The sequence below is a fragment of the Amycolatopsis sp. AA4 genome, assembly GCF_002796545.1.
Lineage (GTDB): Bacteria > Actinomycetota > Actinomycetes > Mycobacteriales > Pseudonocardiaceae > Amycolatopsis.
Window position 1 is genome coordinate 838,136 of sequence record NZ_CP024894.1, and the last position, 23,102, is coordinate 861,237.

Sequence of the window (23,102 nt, forward strand, 5' to 3'; positions counted from 1 at the left end):
CGCTCACTACAGTCCCGGAAAACCGTCTGTAAAGTTTCCTAATAAAGGAGCAGCCAGGTGCGAGCCGGCAGTCCGCGAACGTTGCGCGAGATGAACGACCGCGCGGCGATCGAGGCGTTGCTGCGGAACGGGCCGATGACCCGGGGCGAGCTCGAGGCCGCCATCGGACTGTCCAAACCGGCCACCGCGCAGCTGCTCACCCGCCTCGAGCAGGAAAATCTCGTCGGCAAGGCGGGGGAGCGCGCCGGTGGCGGACGCGGGCCGCGCGCTCAGCTGTGGGCGGTCAACGGCGCGCTCGCGCACGTCGCGGCCGTCGACCTCACCCCGCGGGTCGCGGACTTCGTGGTCGCTGACGTCGCCGGGGCCGTGCTGGCCGAGTACCGCGTGCAGCTTCCGGTGGCCGAGGACGCGGACGTCGTCGGGTCGTTCGGGCAAGCGCTGCGCCGGGTCGCCAAGGCCGCGGGCCTGCAGCTCGACGATCTGGCCAATGTGGTCATCGGCGCGCAGGGCGCGTTCGACCCGCGCACCGGATTGCTGTCGTCGGCCCCGCACATCCCGGGCTGGCTCGGGTTCGACGTGCCGAAGCGGCTGAGCGACGAACTCGGCGTGACGGTCAAGATCGAGAACGACGTAAACCTGGTCGCGGTCGAAGAAATGACCGTCGGCAACGCGCAGGACGTCGACGACTTCGTGCTGGTGTGGCTGTCCGAGGGCGTCGGCGGCGCGGTCGTCATCGGACGGCGGCTGCTGCGCGGCGCGACCGGCGGCGGCGGCGAGATCGACTGGATGCGCGTCCCCGATCCGGCCACTGTGGACACTGGCGACAGCTGGCCGTCGGCCGGAGCCCGGTACGGCAACCTGGTCGACTCGTCCGCGATCGTCCGGCTCGCCAAGGCACACGGCATCACCGCGGACAGCGGATGGGACGCCGTCACGCAGGCTCGTCGTACGGCGCACCTCGGGTTTCTGGACGATTTCGCGCGGCGCGTCGCCAGCGGGGTCGCCAGCCTCGTCGCGGTCGCCGACCCGCAGCTCATCCTGCTGTGCGGCGAGACCAGCCGCGCCGGCGGCGACGAGTTCGCCGGGATCGTCGCGGAAAAGCTGCACGAACTGGTCCTGCCGCGCACGCCCGTCGGCGTCGCTTCGGTGCAGGGCAACGCGGTGCGCGCCGGTGCGCTGCAGTCCGCGCTCGCCACCGCCCGTGAGGACGTCTTCGGCGTCGTCACCCCCACACTCCTCGGGCCGCGTCGGTCCGCCGGAGAGCAAGCCCCGTCCCCGACCGAGTAGACCCACCCGAAGGACAGGAGGGTTCATGTCCGCTCCCACCCGCACCCGGAGAATCGCGCGCAAGCGCGGCTCTCTGCTGCTCAGCGCCGTCGCGGCGAGCACGCTGCTGGCGACCGCCGCGTGCGGTGCCGCCGCGCCCGCTGGAGGCGGCGACGCCGCGGCTCCGCCGAACAAGGACGACAAGCTCACCATCACCGTGTACAGCAAGTTCACCGACCGCGAGTACGGCGTGGTCACGAAGGCGCTGGACAAGCTGAAGGCCAAGTTCCCCAACATCACCATCAAGCACGAGGGGAACCAGGACGACGACAAGCTCACCCAGTCGATCCGCGGCGGCAACCCGCCGGACGTGGCGATCTCGTTCTACACCGACAACCTCGGCGCGTGGTGCTCGACCGGCAGCTTCCAGGACCTGAAGCCCTACATCGAGCGCGACAAGATCGATCTCGAGCAGATCCCGCAGGCGGTCCGCGACTACACGTCGTACCAGGGCAAGCGGTGCGCGATGCCGATGCTCGCCGACGTGTACGGGTTCTTCTACAACAAGACGCAGTTCGCGGCCAAGGGCATCGCCGGCCCGCCGAAGAACACCACGGAACTGTTCGAGGACGTCAAGAAGCTCACCGAGTTCAACCCGGACGGTTCGATCAAGACCGCGGGCTTCCTGCCGTCGATGCCGTTCTACGCCAACCAGGCGCAGTACTGGGCGCCGAACTTCGGGGCCAAGTTCATGGGCCCGGACGGGAAGTCGTCGCTCGCCTCCAGCCCCGGCTGGAAGGAGATGTTCGAGTTCCAGAAGAAGCTCATCGACTTCTACGGCGGGCACGAGAAGGTCGAGAAGTTCAAGGCCGGTCTCGGTGACGAGTACTCGAAGGACAACGGTTTCCAGACCGGCAAGCTTTCGATGATCTACGACGGCGAGTTCCGCACCGCGTTCATCAAGGACCAGGTGCCCTCGCTCGACTACGGCACCGCGCCCGCGCCGGTGCTCGACAGCCTGGCCGGCCAGTACGGCGGCGGATTCGGCACCGGCACGATCATCGCGATCCCGAAGGGCGCGAAGAACCCCGGCGCGGCGTGGGAGCTGATCAAGCAGGCCTCGCTCGACACCGACACCCTCGTCGAGATGGCCAACGGCCTGAACAACGTGCCCAGCACCAAGGATTCGCTGAACTCGCCGAACCTGAAGATGCCGCCGCAGTTCAAGACCTTCACCGACATCTACAACAGCGGCAAGCTGGTCGCCAACCCGACCACGCCGATCGGCGACGCGTTCCTCAAGGCGGTCAACGACTTCGCCGAGAAGTGGCAGGCCGGGTCGGTGCCCGATCTGGACGCGGGCCTCAAGAAGGTCGACGCGCAGATCAACGACGAACTGGCGCAGAAGGGCGCCGGCGGATGACCACGCTGACCGCAGCGGAAACCGGAACCCCTGCCGCGTCGAACCAGGCGCGGCGGGGGTCTCCCCGGGCCAAGCGCCGGCGCACGGTGTTCTGGTTCATGGCGCCGGCCACCCTCGGGTTCCTCATCTTCTTCGCCTACCCCCTCGGCGCGACGCTGTTCTACTCGTTCACCCGCTACGACCTGATCAACCCTCCACAGTGGATCGGGTTCGACAACTACGTGCGCATGTTCACCAGCGAGCCGCTGGTGAAAACCGCCGCGTACAACACGTTGTGGCTCGTGATCATCCTGACGATCTGCCGGGTGCTGTTCTCGCTCGGCGTAGCGTCGGTGATTTCGCGGCTGAAGTCGGGCGTCGGCATCGTCCGCACGCTCTGCTACCTGCCCGCGCTCGCCCCGCCGGCGGCCGCGACGCTCGCGTTCGTCTTCGTGTTCAACCCGGAATTCGGTCCGGTGAACCGGTTCCTGCGCCTGGTGGGCATCGACGGCGGACTGTGGTTCAACAGCCCGGAAATGTCGAAGCCCGCGCTCACCCTGCTCGCGCTGTGGGGTTCGGGCGAGCTGATGATCATCATCCTGGCGGCGTTGCTGGACGTTCCGCAGGAGCAGTACGAGGCCGCGGAACTCGACGGGGCCGGGCCGGTGCGCCGGTTCTGGCACGTGACGCTGCCGTCGATCTCGCCGGTGTTGCTGTTCGGCGTAGTCAACTCGATGATCTACGCGCTGCAGTTCTTCACCCAGGCGATCGTCGCCGCGTCCGCTTCCGCGGGGACGGCGGACGTGGCGGGCAACTCGAAACTGATCGGTGCGCCGGAAAACTCGACGCTGACGTATCCGATCTGGTTGTACGTCCAAGGTTTCCGGTATTTCAACATGGGTTACGCGGCCGCGATGGCGGTGCTGCTGTTCCTGGTCTCCGCCGGGTTCACGTGGCTATTGGTCAGGCAGATGCGTAAGACGCAACATCAGGAGGACGGAGCATGACGACGCTTTCGGCACCGCCGCGTCCGGCTCCTCCGGTGCATCCGCGGGAGAAGTTCAAGCGGCGCTGGGACAAGAAACTGTCCTTTGTGGCCACCCACGCGGTCGGCATCGCGCTCGGCGTGATCTTCATGCTGCCGCTGCTGTTCGTTCTCCTCACCTCGGTGATGAAGAGCGACCAGGCGATGACGTCCAGCCTGTGGCCGGCCGAATGGCATTTCGAGAACTTCGTCGAGGTGTTCAAGAAGGCCCCGCTGCTGGAGTACTTCGGCAACAGCCTGCTGTACTCGGCGCTGGCGACGATCGGGGCGCTGGTCTCGGCGATCCCGGCGGCGTACGGGCTGGCGAAACTGCGGTGGCGCGGGCAGAACCTGTGCTTCATGCTCGTCGTCGTCGCGATGATGCTGCCGCCGCAGGTCACCGTCGTTCCGCTGTACGACCTGTGGGTGCGGCTGGGCTTCACCGGCACCTTGGTGCCGCTCATCGTGCCGTACTTCTTCTTCGACGCCTTCTCGATCTTCCTGCTGCGGCAGTTCTTCCTCACCATTCCGAAGGACTACCTCGAAGCGGCGAAGATCGACGGCTGCAACGAATTCCGGGTGCTCACGCGGGTGCTGATCCCGATGGCGAAGCCGGGGATCGCGGCCACCGCGATGTTCTGCTTCCTGTTCACCTGGAACGACTATTTCGGCCCGCTGCTCTACACGGGCGAGAACAAAGACAACTGGCCGCTTTCACTGGCGATCGCGTCCTTCCGAGGCATGCACCACGTCGAATGGAACCTCACGATGGCCGCGACCGCGCTGATCATGCTGCCGGTGATCGTGCTGTTCGTGTTCGCGCAGAAGTCGTTCGTCAAGGGCATCACGTTCACGGGAGTCAAGGGATGAAACTGGCAGTGGTCGGCGGTGGGTCCACCTACACGCCGGAGCTGATCGACGGCATCGCCGGACGGCGGGCCTCGCTCGACGTCGACGAGATCGTGCTGATCGACCCGGACGCCTACCGGGTCGAAGCCGTCGGCGAGTTCAGCCAGCGGCTGCTGAACCACGCGGGGCATTCGGCCCGCGTGCGCACGACGGCGAACCTGGAGGAAGGCGTCGACGGCGCGTCGGCGGTCCTCATCCAGCTGCGCGTCGGCGGCCAGAAGGCGCGCGCGTCGGACGAGACTTTCCCGCACCTGTGCGGTTGTGTCGGCCAGGAGACGACCGGCGCGGGCGGGCTGGCGAAGGCGTTGCGCACGGTGCCGGTGGTGCTCGACATCGCCGAACGCGTGCGCAAGGTCGCCGGCGACGACACCTGGATCGTCAACTTCACCAACCCGGTCGGCATCGTCACCCGCGCGCTGCTGCAGGAGGGCCACCGCGCGGTCGGCCTGTGCAACGTCGCGATCAACCTGCAGCGCAAGTTCGCGAAGCTGCTCGGCGCGTCGACCGGCGACGTCAAGCTGGTCCACACTGGACTGAATCACCTGAGCTGGGAGCGCGGCGTCCTGGTCGACGGGGTCGACCGGCTGCCGGAACTCCTTGCCCAGCACGCGGAATACCTCGGCGAAGAGGTCAGCGCGCCGGTCGAGTGGATGCAGCGGATGCAGGCCGTTCCGTCGTACTACCTCAAGTACTACTACTCGCACGACGCGCAGGTCGCGAAGCAGCAGACCGAGCGGCCGCGCGCCGAGGCGGTCAGCGACGTCGAGGAAGAGCTGCTGAAGATCTACCTCGACCCGGAGCAGGTCACGAAGCCGGAATCGCTGGAGAAGCGCGGCGGCGCGTACTACTCGGAGGCGGCGGTGCAGCTCGTGCACGCGCTGACCTCCGGCGGTGCGGCCGAGGAGCACGTGGTGAACGTCCGCAACAACGGGACGTTCGATTTCCTCCCGGACGACGCGGTGATCGAGGTTTCGTCCACTGTGGATTCCGCAGGCGCGACCCCGATCCCGCAGTCCCCGGTGGACCCGCGGTTCGCCGGGCTGATCGCCGGGGTCACGGCGTACGAGTACCTGGCACTGGACGCCGCGATCAAGGGCGGCCGGGACCGGGTCGCGGACGCGCTGCTCGCGCATCCGCTGGTCGGCCAGTACGCCAAGGCGGACCAGCTCGCGGACGAACTCGTCGCACGCAACCGGGATTTCCTGCCCTGGGCGCGGGCATGAGCGACACCGTCGTCGCGATCGACGGGGGGAACAGCAAGACCGAGGTGCTGGTGGTTTCGCGGGACGGCGTCGTGCTCGGCGCCTCCCGCGGCCCCGGCGTTTCCCCCCAGCGGGTCGGAGTCGACGGATGCGTTGCCGCGTTGGAAGATTTCGTCCAGGAAGCGCTCCGCTCCGGCGGTCTGCCGACTGAGCCGCCGTTCGCCGTGCACACCTCGGCGTACCTGGCCGGCCTCGATTTCCCGCGCGAGGAAGAGGCCCTGCACAAGGCTTTGTCGGCGCGCGGCTGGAGTTCCACTTTGGACGTCGGCAACGACGTGCTCGCTTTGCTGCGGGCCGGAAGTTCCGACGGCACCGGGGTAGCGGTGGTGTGCGGCGCGGGCATCAACGGCGCCGGCTTCGCCCCGGACGGCCGGTCGTACCGCTTTCCCGCGCTGGGCAAGGTGTCCGGCGACTGGGGCGGCGGCTACCGGCTGGGCGAGGAAGCCCTCTGGTGGGCCGTCCGCGCCGAGGACGGACGCGGTCCGCGAACTGCGCTGGAATCAGCGGTCGCGAAGTACTTCGGTGCTTCGAAGCTGCTGGATGTGGTGCAGGGCTTGCACTTCGAGGAGATCGACGCCGCGAAGATCCACGGCCTCTGCCCGCTGTTATTCGAGGTGGCCGCGGCCGGAGACGAGGTCGCGCAGGACGTGGTGACGCGGTTCGCCGAGGAAGTGAGCCTGTTGGTGGCCGCGATCATGCGCCGCCTGGACCTCACGACGTCCGCCCCCGAGGTCATCCTCGGCGGCGGCGTGCTGACCGGCGTCGATGCGTCCGTGATCGCGGACATCGAACGGCGCTGCCTGAAGGTGGCCCCGCGAGCGCAGGTGCGCGTGGTGGAGGTAAACCCGGTCGTCGGAGCCGCACTGTTCGGTTTGGACAAGATCGGGGCCGCGGAATCTGCGAAAGCGGCGCTGAAGGCGGCGACGCAACGCGCGTGAGATGTGGGGTGGCTGCCGGGACAAGGCAGCCACCCCACTCTCGCGTCAGGCCGTGAGGTTCTTGCCCGTCTCCAGCACCGACTTCAGGTCGGACAGGACCCACGCCCAGCCGCCGCCCGCGTTTTCGCCCGGGCCGGCGTTGATGTCCTCGTGCACGCCGGACACAAGAGCCGCGTGGTTCGGCGCGCCGGCGACGTCGTGGGTGACGGTGAGCCGGGTGCCCGCGGTCTGCGTTTCCTCGATGTCATAGGTCACTGTGGTGTACGGCTCGGCGACGAGGCTCGGGTCCATCTGCAGTTTCCACGTGATCACCAGCCTGCGCGGCGGATCGACCTCGAGTACTTCGCCGTCGAGGAGATCGCTGGTGAAGCCCGAATCGATGAACTCCTGGGTCGGCTTGGTGCGGTGCTTGCCGCCGCGCTTGAGGTCGAAGTCGGCGAGGCCGGTGTAGCCGTACTTCTGCGTCCATTCCGGCTTGGTGAGGGCGTCCCACACCGCCTGCGGAGTGGCCTTGATGTAGACGCGGTTGACCTGAACGGTCGTGGTGTCGCTCATTTTCCGGGCTCCTTGAAGGTTTCTTCGGCTTCCAGCTGAGCTTTGAGGTCCAGCAGCGCCGAGGCGCGGTGTGCGGTGTACTTGTCGATCCAGCGGTCGTGGATCCGGCGGATCGGGACCGGGTTCAGGAAATGCCGCTTCTCCCGCCCCTCCTTGCGCGAGGTGACCAGATCGGCCTCCTCGAGGAGCTTGAGGTGCTTCATCACCCCGAACCGGCTCATGTCCACTTCGGACTCCAGCTCGGTGAGCGTGCGGCCGTCGCGCTCGTAGAGCAGGTCGAGCAGGAACCGGCGGGTCGGGTCCGCCAGAGCCTTGAAAACCAGGTCCTCGTCGGGCACGCACCGAGAATAGGTGACCAGAAGGTCACATGTCAACCAGAAGAACGGCCGCTGGTCTCCCCGCGTGCGGAGACCAGCGGCCGGAGGGGGAGCGCTAAAGCAGGGCGCCCAGCGGCAGGATCAGCGCGATCGCCACCACGGAGATCACCGTTTCCATCACCGACCAGCTCTTCAAGGTCTGGCCGACCGACATGCCGAAGTACTCCTTGACCAGCCAGAACCCGGCGTCGTTCAGGTGCGAGAAGAAGAGCGAACCGGCACCGATGGCCAGCACGAGCAGGGCGTTGTGCGTCGGGTCCAGCGTCGCGGCCAGCGGGGCCACGATGCCCGCCGCGGAGACCGTCGCGACCGTCGCCGAACCGGTCGCCAGGCGGATCGCCACCGCGACCAGCCAGCCGAGCAGCAGCGGGGACAGGTTAGCGCCCTTGGCGAGGCTGGTGATCACGTCGCCGACCCCGGCGTCCACGAGGGTCTGCTTGAACCCGCCGCCCGCGGCCACGATCAGCACGATCCCGGCGATCGGGCCGAGGGAATCGCCGATGATCGACGACAGCCGTTCCCGGTTCAGCCGGGCCGGGCGGCCCAGCACGACCATGCCGACGAGGACCGCCAGCAGCAGCGCGACGAGCGGGTCGCCGATGAAGTCCAGGACGCGGCGCGCCGGGTTCCCCTTCCCCGCCAGGATGTCCGCGAGTGCCTTGGCCAGCATCAGGACCACCGGCAGGAGCACCGTGGCCAGCGTCGCGAAGAAGCTCGGGCGGTGCTTTTCGTCGGTCCCCTCGGATTCCGGGACCAGCCGGGCGGGCGGCGCGGCGTCGGGCACCATCTTGGCGGCGAGACGGCCGAACAACGGACCGGCGATGATCACGGTGGGAAGGCCGACCAGCAGGCCCAGTCCGAGGGTGAGGCCGACGTTGGCGTTCAGCGAACCGGCGGCGGCGAGCGGACCGGGGTGCGGCGGGATCAGGCCGTGCAGCACCGACAGCCCGGCCAGCGCCGGAATTCCCAGCAGCAGCACCGGTTTCCCGCTGCGCTTGGCGACCAGCAGCACGACCGGGATCAGCATCACGAGGCCGATCTCGAAGAACATCGGCAGCCCGATCAGCGCGGCGACCAGCGCCATCGCCCACGGCAGCCCGGGCCCGCGGACCCGGCCGAGCACCGTGTCCACGATCCGGTCCGCGCCGCCGGAGTCGGCGAGCAGTTTGCCCAGCATCGCGCCGAACGCGATCAGCACGCCGACGGACGCGACGGTGCTGCCGACGCCGGTGGTGAAGCTCTTGAGCAGTTTGTCGATCGGCGTCCCGGCGGTCAGGCCGAGCACGCCGGAGCCCAGCGTGAGCGAGAGCAGCGGGTGCAGTTTGACCTTGCTGATCAGCACCACGATCACGGCGATGGCGAGCACCGTGGCGAGGATCAGGCGGGTGTCGTGGCCGGTCCAGCCGGCGGCGAGGGTGGTCATGCGCGCTCCTGGAACGCTTTGAGCGCCGACTCGACGAGTTCGGCGGGGGGACGGCTGATGTCGAAGGTCGCTCCCGGCTCGTCCGCTTCCAGCGGTTCGAGGTCGGCGAGCTGGGAATCGAGCAGCGAGACCGGCATGAAGTGGCCGGTCCGGGTCTTCATCCGCTCGGCGAGCAGTTCGCGGGACCCGTGCAGGTGCAGGAACCAGACGTCCCCGCCGCCGCGCAGCACGTCGCGGTAGCGCCGCTTCAGCGCGGACGAGCTGACCACCGCGCCGTTTTCATGGTGCTTCCCGATCCATTCCGCGATCGCGGCCAGCCACGGGGCGCGGTCCTCGTCGTTCAGCGGATGCCCGGCGGTCATCTTCTCGATGTTCGCCCGGGGGTGGAAGGTGTCTGCCTCGGCGTACACGGTCCCGAGCCGTTCCGCGATCGCTGTGCCGACCGTCGTCTTGCCCGAGCCCGATACGCCCATCACCACGATGACCGTCATCCGCACCTCCCACGTCTTTGTGCCTTGGAGAGTCAAACTCAAAAGTACTACTTAATCAAGAAGAAGTAGTACTTAATCGAATCAGAGCGCTAGGTTGAGGCCGTGGGGACTGATCGGCACGAGGACATGCTCGACGAGCTCGGCGCGGCCATCGCGAGCGGCGAGCTGGCTCCGGGCGCGGTGCTGCGCTCGGAGGAGCTGCAGGAGCGGTACGGGACTTCGCGGACGGTGGCCCGCGAGGTCGTGCGGGTCCTCGAGACGATGGGGCTGACCAGCAGCCGCCGCCGCGTCGGGGTCACCGTCCGCGAGCCGGCCGAGTGGAACCACTATGACCCGAGGCTGATCCGCTGGCAGCTCGACGGCGCGGACCGGCCGACCGCGCTGCGCACGCTGACCGAACTGCGCTCGGCCGTCGAACCGTGCGCGGCCCGGTTCGCCGCGATCCGGGCGACCCCGGAGGAACGCGGGCGGCTGCGCGCGCTGGCGGTGCACCTCCAGCGGACGGCGCGGGCCCGGGATCTCGACACCTTCCTCGGCCACGACGTCGCATTCCACGATCTGCTCCTGACCGCGTCGCGGAATCCGATGTTCGCGCAGCTGTCCTCCGTGGTCGCCGAAGTGCTGGCCGGCCGCACCGGGCACGGCCTGATGCCGGAGGAACCGCAGCCCGAGGCGGTGGCGCTGCACGTCGAGGTCGCCGAGGCGATCGACCTGGCCGAACCGGAGCGGGCCGAACGCGCGATGCGCGACATCGTGGAGCAGGCACGCGAGGAAATCGCCGCCGCGGTGTCGAGTAATCTCGGCGGCTGAATCGTCCACGTTCGGGGGGCTACAGGTGAGCGCGGCGCGCGCGATCGGCTTGATTCTCGGTTTGGCCGCAGACGGGGCACTCGGCGATCCGCGGCGACGTCCGCCGGTCACCGCGTTCCGCGAAGCGGTCGCCGCCGCTGGTTCGCGGCGCGCGGCCGGGCTCGGAATCGCGGGCGCGGCAGTCGCGGCTGGCGTAGTGATCGAGCGCACCGGCAGCCGCCGCCCGGTCCTGCAGGCGACGACGACGGCGGTGGCGACCTGGGCGGTCCTCGGCGCGGCCGGGCTGGCCACGCAGGGCACGGAACTGGCGCGCGATCTGGAGGAAGGCCGTCTCGAACCGGCGCGCGACACACTGTCCGAACTGGACCCGCGCGTGACGGACGGGCTGAGCACGATCGGGCTTTCCCGTGCGTCCGTGGAAACTCTGGCCGAGAACACGTCCGAAGTGGTCGTCACCCCGTTGTTGTGGGGTGCGGTCGCGGGCGTGCCCGGGTTGCTCGCGGCGCGGATCATCGGCTTGCTGCGCCGGCTGCTTCCCGGGCACTGGGCCATTGACCGGTTTCACGAACTGGTGCACCTTCTGCCGACCCGGGTGGCGGCCGCGCTGACCGTCGCGGGCGCGCCGGTGGTGGGCGGTTCGGCGGGTGGCGCGTGGCGGGCTTGGCGCCGGGACACGATCGCGCATCCGAGCCCGAACGCCGGTCGCGTCGAGGCGGCTTTCGCCGGTGCGTTGGAGATTCGCGTCGGCGGGCGGACCGAGTACCCGCACGGGGTCGTGGAATTGCCGGTGCTCGGGGTCGGCCGGAATCCGGATGCCGGACACGTGACGCGTGCGGTGGAACTGTCCCGAGTGGTCGGTTGGCTGGCCGCGGGGACGTCGGTGATCGTGGCCGTGCTCGCCGGGTTGCGTCGCCGGAACCGTTGAGCCCTCAGGGTTTCAGGTGCGCGATCGCTTCCGCGTCATGGAAGCCGTCCCGTTCGGACAGTAGCGCGCCGATCCGCTGCCGGTCCTCGGACTTCTTGTTCCCGCCGTACTTGAACTTCGCCCGCACGTCGGTCACCGTCAGCTCGACCCCGCGAATCCCGGGCAGCAGCCGCCGGTCCGGAGTGTCCACAGCGGACACCGGGGTGCGCTTGCCGTCCGGTTCGAAATGCGCCAGCTGGTGGTTCAGCAGCGCGGCCTTCTCTTCGGGATCGTCGATGAGCCGGACGTCGCAGGCCAGCTGCACGCTCGCGTAGTACGACGTGGGCACGCCGAGCGCGGGATCGTCGGCGGTGTTCCAGTCCGAGCGGATGTACGTGTAGTCGCCGGTCACCGTCAGCAGGGCGCGCGGGTGTTCCTCCAGCAGCGGCCACACCGGGTTCGGCCGGGCGAGGTGCAGCCGGACGGTCGCGTCGCCGTCGAAGACGAAGTGCGTCGGCACCACCACCGGGAGGTCGCGGCCGCGGCCGCCGGCGACCAGTTCGCCGAAATCGTGTCCGGCGAGCCATTCCCGCCATTCGTTCTCGTCCGCGGCGTCCCAGGGGTGGATCAGCATGCCGTCAGTATCCGTGCGGCAAGTGGCCCGGACAAAGGGCCATTTTCCGGTAAAACGACCAGGCCACTCAGGCGGTCGGCGAGTACTCGTCCTCGTCTTCGGCGAGCATCTCCGCGACGGACTTGCGCCGCCCGCGCTGCGGACGTTCGGTGGTCAGCGCGCCGCCCGGGCGCAGTTCGCGGATCGTGAAGTAGAGCCAGCCCAGCAAGGCCATCGTGCCGAACGCCAGCCACTGCAGCGCGTACGAGAAGTACGGGCCGGACTCCAGTTGCGGCAGCGGCAGCGGGCTGAGCACGCCGGGCTGATTCTGGTCGAGCTGGAAGTACCCGGGCCGGATGGTGAGGCCAGAGGACTTCGCGACCACGCGCGAGTCGACGGTGTAGCTCTGCAGCTTCCCGTTGGTCGACGCGTCGGCGAACGCTTCGCGGTTCTTCGGGTCTGTCTCGTCGCTTCGCACGCGCGCGACGACAGTCACCTGCCCGCCTGGCGCTGCCGCGTACGGGAGCACCCCGGAGTCGCTGCTGAGCCCGACGTAGCCGCGGTCGATCAGGTACACAGTGCCGTCAGTAGCGCGAAGCGGCGTGAGGACTTCGTACGCGCCTTGGCCCTGCACAGTGCGCAGCCGTGCGACAACCTCGGCCGAAGGCAGGTACGTGCCGGTGACGGACACGAGGTGCCACTCGGTGTTCTTGTCCGGCTTCGTCCCGGGCGGCAGCAGCTGCGCCGCGGGCACGGGTTTCGCGGTGAACGACGTGGTCAGCGCGTTGTTCTGGGTGACCTGCTCGCCGTCGCGGCGGAACTGCCACGGGGCCAGCAGCGTGTAACAGCAGATGGCGAAGGTGAACACCACCACTGTCAACGCCAGCCATCCCGGCCGGAGCAGAAACCGCAACCGCACCCCTCTACGGTAGGCCGTCGCGTTCCGTGCGCGCACCCGGACCGGACGTCACGCCTGCTCGCGGACCCAGTCCAGCAGTCCCGGCACGCTCCGTTCGATCATCCCGAGCACGTCCTCGAAGCCGTCGTCGCCGCCGTAATACGGGTCCGGCACCTCGGCGCCCTCCGGAGCGGACGGGTCGAACGAACGCAGCAGCCGCACCCGCGAAGGGTCTCCGACACGCGACTGCAGAAAGCTGAGGTGACTCTCGTCGGCGGCGAGCAGCAGGTCGGCTTCGAGGTCTTCGTCGCTGACCTCGGCCGCGATGTGCTCGGTGGGGTAGCCGTGCGCCTTCAACGTGGCCCGCGCCCGCCGGTCGGCCGCCTCGCCGACGTGCCACGGTCCGGTGCCCGCGCTCGACACCCGCACGGCGCCGGCGAGTCCCGCGTCGGCGAGCTTCTTGCGGAAGACCAGCTCCGCCATCGGGGAGCGGCAGATGTTTCCGGAGCACACGAACACCAGGGACGGCATGGTTCGCAGTCTTCCAGAGCGACCGTGCGAGGATCCCCAGGTGCCTGCATTAGCCGAGATCATCGCCGTCCTCGAACGCAGTTACCCGCCCCGGCTGGCGGAAAGCTGGGACGCCGTCGGGCTCGTCTGCGGAGACCCGGCCGAGGACGTCCAGCGCGTGCTGTTCTGTGTCGACCCGGTCGAGGAGACGCTCGCCGAGGCCGAGGAAATCGGCGCGCAGCTGATCGTCGCGCACCATCCGCTGCTGCTGCGCGGCGTGCACGGCGTTCCGGCGGACACCGCCAAGGGCTCGCTCGTGCACCGCATGATCCGCGGCGGCATCGCGCTCTACTGCGCGCACACCAACGCCGACTCGGCCGACCCCGGCGTGTCCGACGCGCTCGCGCAGGCCATCGGCCTGGAGGTCGACCGGCCGCTCGATCCGCACGAACCAGGCGGCGCCACCGGCATCGGCCGCATTGGGCACTTGCCCGAGGCCGAGCCGTTCGCCCAGTTCGTGCAGCGGGTTGCCAACGCGTTGCCCGCCACCGTGCCCGGCGTGCTCGGCGCCGGCGACTCGGCCCGGCTGATCCGCACCGTCGCGGTTTCCGGCGGAGCGGGGGACTCGTATCTCGCGAAGGCGACTGCCGAGGGCGTCGACGCGTACGTGACCGCGGATCTGCGCCACCATCCCGCCGGCGAACACCTCGCCTCGGCGGCCACCGTGCCCGCGCTGGTCGGCCTGACGCACTGGGCCAGCGAGTGGCCGTGGTGCGGACAGGCCTCGGCCCTTGTCGGCGCGGCCTTTGCGGGTACCGTCGAAGCTCACGTCTCCACGCGGTGCACCGACCCGTGGACCATCCGCGCTACCGCCCAGTAACTAAATCAGGGAGCACAGTGAAGGCCGACCCCGCCGTCCAGCGTCAGCTGCTCGAACTCGCGAAGGTGGACGCCGAGCTTTCGCGCGTCGCGCACCGCCGCCGCACTCTGCCCGAGCTCGCCGAGATCGAGGCCGGGGAGAAGACCGTCCGCGAGAAACGCGACGCACTGGTGTCCGTCGAGACCGCGACGTCGGACCTCGACCGGGAGATCGCCCGGCAGGAGAAAGAGGTCGAATCGGTGCGGGCGCGCGAGGACCGCGACCGCAAGCTGATGGAATCCGGGTCGGTCGGCGCCAAGCAGATGACCGACATCGAGCACGAACTGCAGACGCTCGGCCGCCGCAAGGGCGCGCTGGAGGACGACCTGCTGGAGCTGATGGAGCAGCGCGAGGCACTGGGTCTGGACGCGCAGCGCACCAGCGCCGAGGTCGACAAGGCGGTGCAGGAAGTGCAGGCCGCGCAGGCCCGCCGCGACGAGGCGTTCAAGGACCTCGACACCACCGAGGCCCGCCGCAAGGAGGACCGCGCGAAGCTGGTGCCGCGGTTCCCGGAGCCGCTGCTGAAGCTGTACACCCGCGTCTACGAGCACAAGGGCATCGGCGCGGCGCTGCTGCGCGCCCGCCGGTGCGGCGCCTGCCAGCTCGAACTCGACCGCAACACCATCTCCGAGATCAAGGCGGCGGCCGAGGACAGCGTCGTGCAGTGCGACAACTGCGGCGCGATCCTGGTCCGCACGCTGGAGTCGGGCCTGTGACCGAACGGGCGATCGTCGAGGCTGACGGAGGCTCGCGGGGCAACCCCGGCCCGGCGGGCTACGGCGCGGTCGTGAAGGACGCGAGCACCGGCGAGGTGCTCGCCGAACGCCACGAGTACCTCGGCGTGGCCACGAACAACGTCGCGGAGTACTCCGGGCTCGTCGCCGGGCTCGCCGCGGCCGCCGAACTCGGAGTGTCCATTGTGGACGTCCGGATGGATTCGAAGCTCGTGGTGGAGCAGATGTCCGGGCGCTGGAAGATCAAGCACGCCGCGCTGCAGCCGCTCGCCGCGCAGGCGCGGGAGATCGCGGCGGGCTTCGAACGCGTCAGCTACACCTGGATCCCGCGCGCGGAGAACTCGCACGCCGACCGGCTCGCGAACGTCGCGATGGACCGCGCCGGGTCCGGGGCAACCTCGTCGGCCCCGGTCTCCGAGGCGCGGCCGAAGGCCAAGGCCGCCGAGCCGGACCGGGTGTCCCCGGCGGGCTGGACCGGAGCCCGCGGCACGCCGACCAAACTGCTCCTGCTGCGCCATGGCCAGACCGAGATGTCGGTCGACCGCCGCTACTCCGGACGCGGCGACGTCCCGCTCACCGAGCACGGCCGGGGCCAAGCCGCCGCGGCCGCCAAACGGCTGGCCGCGATGTCCGGGCTGATCGGCGAGGACGGCGAACCGGCTCCGATCGTCTCGTCGCCGCTGATCCGCACGAAGCAGACCGCGCAGGCGGTCGCCGACGCGCTCGGCGGCCGGGTCGAGACGCATCCCGGGCTCATCGAGACCGACTTCGGCGAATGGGAGGGCCTCACCTTCTCCGAGGCTGCCCAGCGGGACCCGGAACTGCACCGCTGCTGGCTGAGCGATTCGTCGTGCCCGCCGCCCGGCGGCGAGAGCTTCGACGCGGTCCACGAGCGGGTCGGCACGGCCCGGCGCGACCTGATCGAGCGGTACGACGGGCGCACCGTGGTCGTGGTCAGCCACGTGACGCCGATCAAGACCCTGCTGCGGATGGGTCTCGACGCCGGGCCGTCGCTGCTGTTCCGGCTGCACCTGGACCTGGCGTCGCTGTCGATCGTCGAGTTCTATCCGGACGGCAACGCCTCGGTCCGGTTGGTCAACGACATCTCGCATCTGTCCTGAACCGGAGATTTGTGAGGTGGATCACGGTCGGGGACGACGTGTGAAACGGCCCGGATGAGGTATTGGCTAGAGTGCGGTGTCGACCGCGGCGCCGCGGCGCAGGTCCCGGCCGGGACTTCAAGGGGGGCGCAGGCTCGTGCGTTTCTTCGGCAGCATCCGCAAGTGGAAACAGTGACGAGGACATGACGGCTAGCGCACTCACCGCAGTATCCGAGCCCGACCTGCCGGGGGAGGCGACGACCGGCCCGCCCGCGCGGTTCAAGCTCAGCTGGCTGGCGTCGACGCTGGCGGTGCTGGCCGGCGTGGCCGCGGTCGCCTGGCACGCCACCCGCTACGGGCACTGGATCGTCGACGACGCGGCCATCACGTTCTCCTACTCGCGCAGCGTCGCCGAGGGGCTCGGCCCGGTGCTGGCCCCCGGCCAGCCGCCGGTGGAGGGCTTCTCGGACCCGACCTGGATGATCCTGCTCGCGCTGGGCAAGGTCGTCGGCCTGTTCGACAAGGGCCTGCTGTTCGGCATCCCGGACTACGTGCTGTTCCCCAAGCTGCTCGGCCTGTTCTTCACCGCGGGCATCCTGGTGCTGTGCCACCTGGTGGCCCGGCAGGTGTTCCGCCGGCACGCGTGGGCGATCACGCTGTTCACCGGCCTCGGGCTGGCGGCGATCCCGTCGTTCGTGATCTGGGTGGTCTCCGGCCTCGAGAACTCGCTGTTCGCGTTCTTCACCACCGCGCTGGCCGCGCTGCTGTTCACCGCGCTGCGCAAGGAAAACTCGCTGTCGTTCAAGGTCGCGATCGGCGCGGGCGTGCTCGTCGCCGCGGCCGCGCTGACCCGGCCGGAAGGCCTGATCTACGCCAGCGCGTACCCGATCGTCCTGCTGTTCGGCGTGAAGCGCGAGGGTTTCTGGCCCAGCTTCCGGTCCGCGCTGGTGTCGATCGCGGCTTTCGCCGTGCTGTTCGGCGGTTACGTCGTCTGGCGCTACACGGAGTTCCACCGGCTGCTGGCCAACCCTTCGGTCGCCAAGAAGCAGGGCCTGCCGACGTTCGGCTCGATCGTCCGGCCGTACCAACTGGTGGAGTACGCCGGAATCGCGCTGACGCTCGTGCTGCTCGCCGTGGTCGTCTGGGCCCTGGTCAAGGTGCCGTGGCGGCGTCCGCTCATCGGTCTGGTGACGCCGCTCGCGCTGGGCGTGATCGCGTACGGCGTGATGGTGCCGGACTGGATGGCGCAGTACCGCTTCGCGACGCCGGTGTGGGTGCTCGGCATGCTGTGCGGCGTCATGGCTTTCGCCGAACTGCTGCGCGCGCTGCCGAAGGTGCAGTGGCGCGCGGTCGCGGCGCTGGTGCTCGTGGCCGCTTCGGTCCCGTCGGCGATCGGCTTCGTGCATCACGACGAGGAATTCGTGAAGAGCCCGACCGTCCCGGCCTGCCTGATCGCCGACCGCTTCGGCCGCGGTTTCAACACGTACGCGGACATGCTCGGCCTGCAGCACGCGTCGCTGCTCCTGCCGGACCTCGGCGGCTCGTCGATGACCAGCCGGCTCGAACTGGTCGACATGGCGGGCCTGGTCAACGCGCCGATCGCGGACCTGACGCACAAGGGCGACATCGCCGGCCTGCGCGACTACGTGTTCGACACGGTGAAGCCGACGTTCATCCACTCGTGGGGCCCGTGGGCGGACGGCAACGAGATCAGCATCGACCCGCGCATCGACCGGGACTACGTGCCGATCCTCGTGTACCCCGGCCCGGGCAAACGGCAGGGCGACTTCGTCCGCAAGGACGCGGTGACCGACCCGGCGAAGCTCGCGGCGGTTCAGCACTACGCGCAGGTGACGATGATGGACGTCGAAGCGCAGCGATTCGGGGACGGTCTGGACGACTGCGGCCCGACGTTGTCGCGGGGGAGCACGATCGCTCCGCGGGGTTAGAGCGCCAGCCATAGTGCGCACGTCGCCGCTGCCAAGGACAGCGGCGTCGTGAGCGCCCCGAGCTTCAGGAACTCGCCCACTGGCGGATGCTGTCCGTGCCGGACGACGACGCGGCGCCACAGGAGCGTCGCCAGGGAGCCGAGGTAGGTCGCGTTCGGGCCGATGTTCACGCCCAGCAGCACGGCCATCAGCACGCCCTGGTTCGGGTGCGGGCCCAGGACGGACAGCAGGATCAGCGTCGCGGGCAGATTGTTGACGACGTTCGCCAAGACCGCGGCGACGGCGGCGGCGAGCAGCAGTTCCGGCAGCCCAGCCGTCGTCGGCAGGATCGTGCGGAGCAGGCCGCCGAGGACGTGTTCGTCCACCGCCTCGACCACCACTGCCAGGGCGAGCACGAAGAGGACCAGCAGCGGGGACGCCTCGGTGACCACCTGCCAAGGCCGGATCTTCCGCTCCGCCAACGCCTTCGCGGCCAGGACGAGCGCGGTCAGCGCGGCGATCCACACCGGCTCGACGTGCACCAGCTGGCCGGTCGCGAAGCCGACCAGCATGACCGCCAGCACCACGAGGGTGAAGACCGGCGCGCGGCGGTGTTCGGGCTGGCGCGTGCTGACCGGTTCGCGGAGGTCCTTGCGGAAGAACCAGGCGAACGCGGCGAGTTCGACGGCGAGCGTGACCAGCCAGGGCAACGCCATCAATGCGGTGAAACCGGCGAAGGTGAGGCCGGAAGCGGTGAACGCGAGCAGGTTCGTCAGGTTCGATACGGGGAAGAGCGTGGACGCTGAGTTGGCCAGGTGTGCGCACGCGTAGACGTGCGGGCGCGCGGTGAGTTTCAGTTCTGCTGCGGTGGCGAGGACGACCGGGGTCAGCAGGACGACGGTCGCGTCGAGGCTGAGGACGGCGGTGACGATCGCGGCCGCGGCGAAGGTGAGCAGCAGGAGCCTGGGTTGCCGCCCGCGGCAGATTTCGGCGAGTTCGGCGCCTAGCCAGGTGAAGACGCCTTCCGCCGCGGCGAGGTGGCTGACCAGCAGGATCGCCGCGAGAAAACCCATCGTCGGCAGCATCTGGACGACCCGCACGCCCGCTTCGTGCGGCGAGGTCAGGCCCAGCGCGAGGACGACACCGGCGGCGGGGACCGCGAAGACAGCTTCCGGGAGGCCGCGCGGCCGCGCCATGGCGAACCAGAGCGTGCCGGCCAGAAGCAGCAGCGACAGGGGACCGTTCACCCCCGAACGCTAGCCGCCGCGAGATCTCAGATCCCCGCCGGTTCCGGCACTCCCGCTCCGCGGTCCAGCACCCGCTCCTTCTCCCGGATCACCGGCAGCACCTCCCGGCCGAAATGCTCGACGTCTTCCAGATAGTGCAAAAACCCGAGCAGCAGCAGGTTCGCGCCGCGCTTTTTGTACTCGATCGCCCGGTCCGCGATCTGCTCCGGCGTCCCGATCAACCCGGTCCGGAAGCCGTCGTTGTACTGCACCAGGTCCGCGAACTCCGAATCCGCCCACATGCCCTTGGTGTCCGAAGTGGACTTCCCGGCCTGCTTGACCGCGGAGCGGAATCCTTCGACGGCGGGCACGTTCGCCTTCGCCACGATCTCCCGCAGCACCTCGCGCGCCTCGGCTTCGGTCTCGCGGGCGATCACGAACCCGTTGAGCCCGAAGCGCACCTCGTGGTCGTTCTCCGCGGCGTACCCGCGCACCTCGTCGACCTGCTCGCGGAAACCGGCGAAATCCTTGCCATTGCTGAAATACCAGTCCGAAACGCGACCGGCCAGCTTGCGCGCCGCGGTGGAGTTGCCGCCCTGGAAAACTTCCGGATGCGGCCGTCCGGGGCCGGCGACCGGTTTGGGTTTGATGTCGAAATCGTGGATCCGGTAGAAATCGCCGCGGAACTCGGCGTGGTCGTCGGTCCACAATTCCTTGAGCACGCGGATGAATTCCTCGGAACGGCGGTAGCGCTCGTCGTGTTCGAGCCACGGTTCGCCGAGTCCGGTGAACTCGTCCTTGAACCAGCCGCTGACGACGTTCACCGCGGCCCGGCCGCCGGAGATGACGTCCGCGCTGGCGACGAATTTCGCGAGCACGCCGGGCTGCCACAGTCCAGGGTGGACGGCCGCGATGACCTTCAGCCGCTGCGTCGCGAGCAGCAGCGCCAGGCTGAAACCGGTGGATTCGTGCTGGTAGGCGGCCCCGTAGCTGGCGGTGTAGCGGACCTGGGTGAGCGCGTATTCGAAGCCGTTGTTCTCGGCGAGCACGGCCAGTTCGCGGTTGTACTCGTAGCCCCAATCGGTGCGCTGCTCGATGTCGCTGGTGACCAGGCCGCCGCTCACATTCGGGACCCAGTAAGCGAATTTCAGGGGTTCGTGCGGGTGCGATGCGGTCATGGCGGGGAGTGAAACAGCGGGCCGGAAGGGGGTCAACGCGCGTCCACGCGGTGGAATGTGCCAGCCGGTGCCCGGGGCCGCGCGGTCTGCCGGGTACGCTGTTTCGGCGGACGAGCTGGCAGGACGGTCGCGGCCCGGGTTCTCCCGGTCCGAGGAAAGTCCGGACTCCGCAGGGCAGGGTGGTTGCTAACGGCAACCCGGGGCGACCCGCGGGACAGTGCCACAGAAAACAGACCGCCCCCGTCTCGCGACGGGGGTAAGGGTGAAACGGTGGTGTAAGAGACCACCAGCATCCCGGGTGACCGGGATGGCTCGGTAAACCCCACCCGGAGCAAGGCCAAGAGGGAGCAGCGCTCCTGCGCAGGCGATCGAGGGCGGCCCGCCCGATGCCTGCGGGTAGGCCGCTGGAGCCTGCCGGCGACGGCAGGCCGAGATGGATGACCGTCGCCCGGTCCGCCGCGAGGCGGCCCGGGAACAGGATCCGGCTTACATGCCAGCTCGTCCGCCCGATCGCTACGATCGGGCGCATGGGTCAAGCCGTCGCCGCCGCCGTCGCCTTCCGGACCACCTTCGACGCTCTGCACGCCCCCGTCTACTTCGCGCCAGAGACCCAGCAGCGGCTCGCCGCCGCCGGGCTCAAACCGGGGTCGATGACCTACTTCGCCAGCCGCGCCGCGGCGATGGGCCAGGTCGGAGCGGGGGCAGTCACCGCGACCTTCTACAGCTTCAGCCCCAGCCTGATCGCCCATTTCGTCCCGCGCGTCTGGACGCTCGCCACGCCGGAGGCCGTGCTGGAGGCCCGGCTCGCCGCGGTCGACGAGATCTACCGCAGGCTGTTCGGCGACGAGACGCTCGCGTCCGCCGAGGTCGCCGAAGCGGCCGCGCTCGCGCGCGAAGCCACCGAGGGCTGCCGCCCGGAGGGACGCCCGCTCTACGCCGCCCACGCGGACCTCGCTTGGCCGGAACAGCCGCACCTCGCGCTGTGGCACGCGATCACCCTGCTGCGCGAGCACCGCGGGGACGGACACGTCGCGGCGCTGACCACGAACGGCCTGCCCGGCCTCGAAGCGCTGGTCACGCACAGCGCGACGGCGAACGGCACCCCGCCGGACGCCGCCAAGCGCACCCGCGGCTGGAGCGACGAGGAGTGGGACGAGGCCGCGACCCGGCTGACCGTCGACGGAATCCTCGACGCGGACGGCGCGCTCACCGAGCGCGGCCAGGAACTGCGCGAACGCGTCGAGACGGCGACGAACGCGGCGGCGCGGGGCCCGTGGCAGCACCTCGGCGAGGAGAAGACGGCCCGGCTGGAGCAGCTGTGCGCTCCGCTCAGCCGCCGGGTGATCGAGGCGGGCGCGATCCCGAGCGCGGCCTTCCGGGCCTGATCCGCGAAACGATCGGGAACTGCCCGGGATCACGCTTTGTAGTGAACAATTGCGCACATCGGACGTGATGGTGACCGTAATCGCATCAGAGAGTGATCAATTCCGGATTGTTTTCCAGTCCGGTTGTCACTCACCGGACTCGCGGCGGAACGCCGATCGGGGCATGCCACACTGGTGCCTGCCCGACACGCCGGTCCGGAGCGCACCGAGAGTGAGCGTCGCGCGTTTTGCGGAGCCGCACCGCCGGAACACTGCGCAATCCGGGTGGCTTGGGTTATTCCGGAGCACCCTTGCCACGATGATGGAGGGCGAGGAATCCTGACCATCGGACCGCAGTACCCGCCCATTGACCACAAGTCGACATCTACCGAATATCTACGCAGCGCGCTTTGACCATTACCCCTTGTAACGCCATGATGGTGTTCGTAGCTTCGCCGAAGCCAGAACAGCGCGGCGTCCGCCGTGCACCGGGAGTATCGCGATGACCAGCATGACCGCCCTCGAGACTTTTGTGGCCGAAGGGATCAGCACCGGCAACGTCCGGACCTGGCTGCTCGACAACATCATCCCGCTCGTGCTGCTCGCGGTGGCTCTGCTCCTGCTGTGGCTCGGCGGCGGCAAGGGCGACAACGCGGGCGTCATGCGGCGGCTCGCCGGCGTGGTCATCGCGCTCGCGATCATCGGTCTCGCGGTCAGCGGCGCGGGCGTGAACGTGGGCCAGTGGATCGCCGGCCTGTTCACCGGCTGAGGCGGGGCTGGCGTGCGGATCAGGACCGATGACGAGGTGTACCGGGTCGATGCCGTGTGGCTCGGCCCGCCGAAGGCGACTTTTCCCTGGCGAGCCCGCTACGTGGCCTGGCTCGTCGGCATTCCGGTCTTCCTGGTCGTGCTCACCGTGGAGCGGTGGGTCGGCTGGAGTTTCGGGTTTTTCTCCACGGCGTGGGCGTTCGTGGCCACGATCGTGATCACCCGGCTGATCACCGCCAAGATCAGCCACGAGCGTCCGCTGGGCGCGGTGATCGCGATGATGGGCCAGGAACTGCGGACGCCGAGGGAGCGGACCTCGGGCGAGGGCGGCGCGGTGAGCGCCAGCCGGGTCCGGGTGCGGGCGGAGCGCCCGCTGCCGAAGCACAAGAGAAGGCGGCAGTACCAGCACCGCGACCCCCGTCGCGGTGCTGGCGCGAGTGCCGGGAAACAGGGAGCACCACGAGCGCGCCGGAGCCGCCCCGCGGCTCGGGCCGGGAGGTAGT

At 69.3% G+C, this 23,102-nt stretch carries 24 protein-coding genes and 1 other RNA gene; 16 read left to right on the forward strand and 9 right to left on the reverse strand.

Annotated elements, in window-relative coordinates; all coding sequences use genetic code 11:
- Positions 1-57: 57 nt before the first annotated feature.
- The 6 genes from CU254_RS04180 to CU254_RS04205 are packed head-to-tail and all read left to right on the forward strand — an operon-like array spanning position 58 to position 6,801.
- Complete coding sequence (locus CU254_RS04180; protein WP_009073056.1) at positions 58-1,287, forward strand: ROK family transcriptional regulator; 1,230 nt, start codon at positions 58-60, stop codon at positions 1,285-1,287.
- A 25-nt stretch (positions 1,288-1,312) separates the two neighbouring features.
- Positions 1,313-2,689 carry an extracellular solute-binding protein gene (locus CU254_RS04185; RefSeq protein WP_009073059.1) on the forward strand — a complete coding sequence of 459 codons (1,377 nt, stop codon included), beginning with the start codon at positions 1,313-1,315 and terminating at the stop codon, positions 2,687-2,689.
- Complete coding sequence (locus tag CU254_RS04190; protein WP_009073061.1) at positions 2,686-3,675, forward strand: carbohydrate ABC transporter permease; 990 nt, start codon at positions 2,686-2,688, stop codon at positions 3,673-3,675. Before CU254_RS04185 ends, CU254_RS04190 begins: the two co-directional genes overlap by 4 nt.
- Positions 3,672-4,562 carry a carbohydrate ABC transporter permease gene (locus tag CU254_RS04195; protein WP_009073063.1) on the forward strand — a complete coding sequence of 297 codons (891 nt, stop codon included), beginning with the start codon at positions 3,672-3,674 and terminating at the stop codon, positions 4,560-4,562. The genes CU254_RS04190 and CU254_RS04195 overlap by 4 nt, the downstream gene beginning before the upstream one ends.
- A complete protein-coding gene (locus tag CU254_RS04200) occupies positions 4,559-5,824 on the forward strand; it encodes a 6-phospho-beta-glucosidase (RefSeq protein ID WP_009073064.1) in 1,266 nt (421 codons plus the stop codon). Before CU254_RS04195 ends, CU254_RS04200 begins: the two co-directional genes overlap by 4 nt.
- Positions 5,821-6,801 (forward strand): N-acetylglucosamine kinase, encoded by a 981-nt coding sequence (locus CU254_RS04205; RefSeq protein ID WP_009073066.1) that lies wholly within the window; start codon positions 5,821-5,823, stop codon positions 6,799-6,801. The genes CU254_RS04200 and CU254_RS04205 overlap by 4 nt, the downstream gene beginning before the upstream one ends.
- Before the next feature lie 45 nt (positions 6,802-6,846).
- Here the strand turns inward: CU254_RS04205 and CU254_RS04210 are convergent, their stop codons facing one another.
- The 4 genes from CU254_RS04210 to CU254_RS04225 form a co-directional block, all read right to left on the reverse strand.
- On the reverse strand, positions 6,847-7,356 hold the full coding sequence (locus CU254_RS04210) for an SRPBCC domain-containing protein (RefSeq protein ID WP_037712486.1): 510 nt from the start codon (positions 7,354-7,356) through the stop codon (positions 6,847-6,849).
- Positions 7,353-7,694 (reverse strand): helix-turn-helix transcriptional regulator, encoded by a 342-nt coding sequence (locus CU254_RS04215; RefSeq protein WP_037712488.1) that lies wholly within the window; start codon positions 7,692-7,694, stop codon positions 7,353-7,355. The genes CU254_RS04210 and CU254_RS04215 overlap by 4 nt, the downstream gene beginning before the upstream one ends.
- A 94-nt stretch (positions 7,695-7,788) precedes the next feature.
- Positions 7,789-9,156, reverse strand: coding sequence for a gluconate:H+ symporter (locus CU254_RS04220; RefSeq protein ID WP_009073070.1), 1,368 nt, complete (start codon positions 9,154-9,156; stop codon positions 7,789-7,791).
- Complete coding sequence (locus CU254_RS04225) at positions 9,153-9,647, reverse strand: gluconokinase (RefSeq protein WP_037712490.1); 495 nt, start codon at positions 9,645-9,647, stop codon at positions 9,153-9,155. Before CU254_RS04225 ends, CU254_RS04220 begins: the two co-directional genes overlap by 4 nt.
- 126 nt (positions 9,648-9,773) lie before the next feature.
- Between CU254_RS04225 and CU254_RS04230 the strand changes: the two genes are divergently transcribed.
- Both CU254_RS04230 and CU254_RS04235 read left to right on the forward strand, forming a co-directional pair.
- Positions 9,774-10,457, forward strand: a complete 684-nt coding sequence (locus tag CU254_RS04230; RefSeq protein ID WP_037712494.1) for a FadR/GntR family transcriptional regulator — start codon at positions 9,774-9,776, stop codon at positions 10,455-10,457.
- Between the two features lie 25 nt (positions 10,458-10,482).
- Positions 10,483-11,382 carry a cobalamin biosynthesis protein gene (locus CU254_RS04235; protein WP_009073075.1) on the forward strand — a complete coding sequence of 300 codons (900 nt, stop codon included), beginning with the start codon at positions 10,483-10,485 and terminating at the stop codon, positions 11,380-11,382.
- A 4-nt stretch (positions 11,383-11,386) separates the two neighbouring features.
- On the opposite strand, the gene CU254_RS04240 is transcribed toward CU254_RS04235, so the two are convergent.
- The 3 genes from CU254_RS04240 to CU254_RS04250 all read right to left on the reverse strand — a co-directional run bounded on the left by CU254_RS04240 (position 11,387) and on the right by CU254_RS04250 (position 13,403).
- Positions 11,387-11,995 carry an FMN-binding negative transcriptional regulator gene (locus tag CU254_RS04240; protein WP_009073078.1) on the reverse strand — a complete coding sequence of 203 codons (609 nt, stop codon included), beginning with the start codon at positions 11,993-11,995 and terminating at the stop codon, positions 11,387-11,389.
- Between the two features lie 67 nt (positions 11,996-12,062).
- On the reverse strand, positions 12,063-12,893 hold the full coding sequence (locus CU254_RS04245; RefSeq protein WP_037712496.1) for an SURF1 family protein: 831 nt from the start codon (positions 12,891-12,893) through the stop codon (positions 12,063-12,065).
- A gap of 48 nt (positions 12,894-12,941) precedes the next feature.
- A complete protein-coding gene (locus tag CU254_RS04250) occupies positions 12,942-13,403 on the reverse strand; it encodes a low molecular weight protein-tyrosine-phosphatase (protein WP_009073082.1) in 462 nt (153 codons plus the stop codon).
- Positions 13,404-13,443: 40 nt separating this feature from the next.
- On the opposite strand from CU254_RS04250, the gene CU254_RS04255 reads away from it, so the two are divergent.
- The 4 genes from CU254_RS04255 (at position 13,444) to CU254_RS04270 (ending at position 18,084) form a co-directional block, all read left to right on the forward strand.
- Positions 13,444-14,262 (forward strand): Nif3-like dinuclear metal center hexameric protein, encoded by an 819-nt coding sequence (locus CU254_RS04255; protein ID WP_009073084.1) that lies wholly within the window; start codon positions 13,444-13,446, stop codon positions 14,260-14,262.
- A 17-nt stretch (positions 14,263-14,279) separates the two neighbouring features.
- Complete coding sequence (locus CU254_RS04260; protein ID WP_009073087.1) at positions 14,280-15,017, forward strand: zinc ribbon domain-containing protein; 738 nt, start codon at positions 14,280-14,282, stop codon at positions 15,015-15,017.
- Positions 15,014-16,156: a bifunctional RNase H/acid phosphatase gene (locus tag CU254_RS04265; RefSeq protein ID WP_009073088.1), complete on the forward strand. Its 1,143-nt coding sequence runs from the start codon at positions 15,014-15,016 to the stop codon at positions 16,154-16,156. Before CU254_RS04260 ends, CU254_RS04265 begins: the two co-directional genes overlap by 4 nt.
- A gap of 182 nt (positions 16,157-16,338) precedes the next feature.
- Positions 16,339-18,084, forward strand: coding sequence for a hypothetical protein (locus tag CU254_RS04270; protein WP_037712498.1), 1,746 nt, complete (start codon positions 16,339-16,341; stop codon positions 18,082-18,084).
- On the opposite strand, the gene CU254_RS04275 is transcribed toward CU254_RS04270, so the two are convergent.
- Positions 18,081-19,310, reverse strand: coding sequence for an SLC13 family permease (locus CU254_RS04275; protein ID WP_009073092.1), 1,230 nt, complete (start codon positions 19,308-19,310; stop codon positions 18,081-18,083). The two genes, CU254_RS04270 and CU254_RS04275, sit on opposite strands and share 4 nt — an antisense overlap.
- Positions 19,311-19,336: 26 nt before the next feature.
- Positions 19,337-20,467 carry a dimethylsulfone monooxygenase SfnG gene (gene sfnG / locus CU254_RS04280; protein WP_009073094.1) on the reverse strand — a complete coding sequence of 377 codons (1,131 nt, stop codon included), beginning with the start codon at positions 20,465-20,467 and terminating at the stop codon, positions 19,337-19,339.
- Between the two features lie 111 nt (positions 20,468-20,578).
- Between sfnG and rnpB the strand changes: the two genes are divergently transcribed.
- From rnpB to CU254_RS04300, 4 genes are all read left to right on the forward strand, one after another.
- Positions 20,579-20,972, forward strand: an RNA gene (rnpB, locus tag CU254_RS04285) — RNase P RNA component class A.
- Positions 20,973-20,994: 22 nt separating this feature from the next.
- Complete coding sequence (locus CU254_RS04290) at positions 20,995-21,852, forward strand: hypothetical protein (protein WP_009073096.1); 858 nt, start codon at positions 20,995-20,997, stop codon at positions 21,850-21,852.
- A 481-nt stretch (positions 21,853-22,333) separates the two neighbouring features.
- A complete protein-coding gene (locus CU254_RS04295; protein ID WP_009073098.1) occupies positions 22,334-22,600 on the forward strand; it encodes a hypothetical protein in 267 nt (88 codons plus the stop codon).
- 12 nt (positions 22,601-22,612) lie between these two features.
- The gene (locus tag CU254_RS04300; RefSeq protein ID WP_009073099.1) at positions 22,613-23,101 is read left to right on the forward strand and encodes a hypothetical protein; all 489 of its coding nucleotides are present in this window, start codon (positions 22,613-22,615) and stop codon (positions 23,099-23,101) included.
- The last annotated feature ends 1 nt before the right edge of the window (position 23,102 follow it).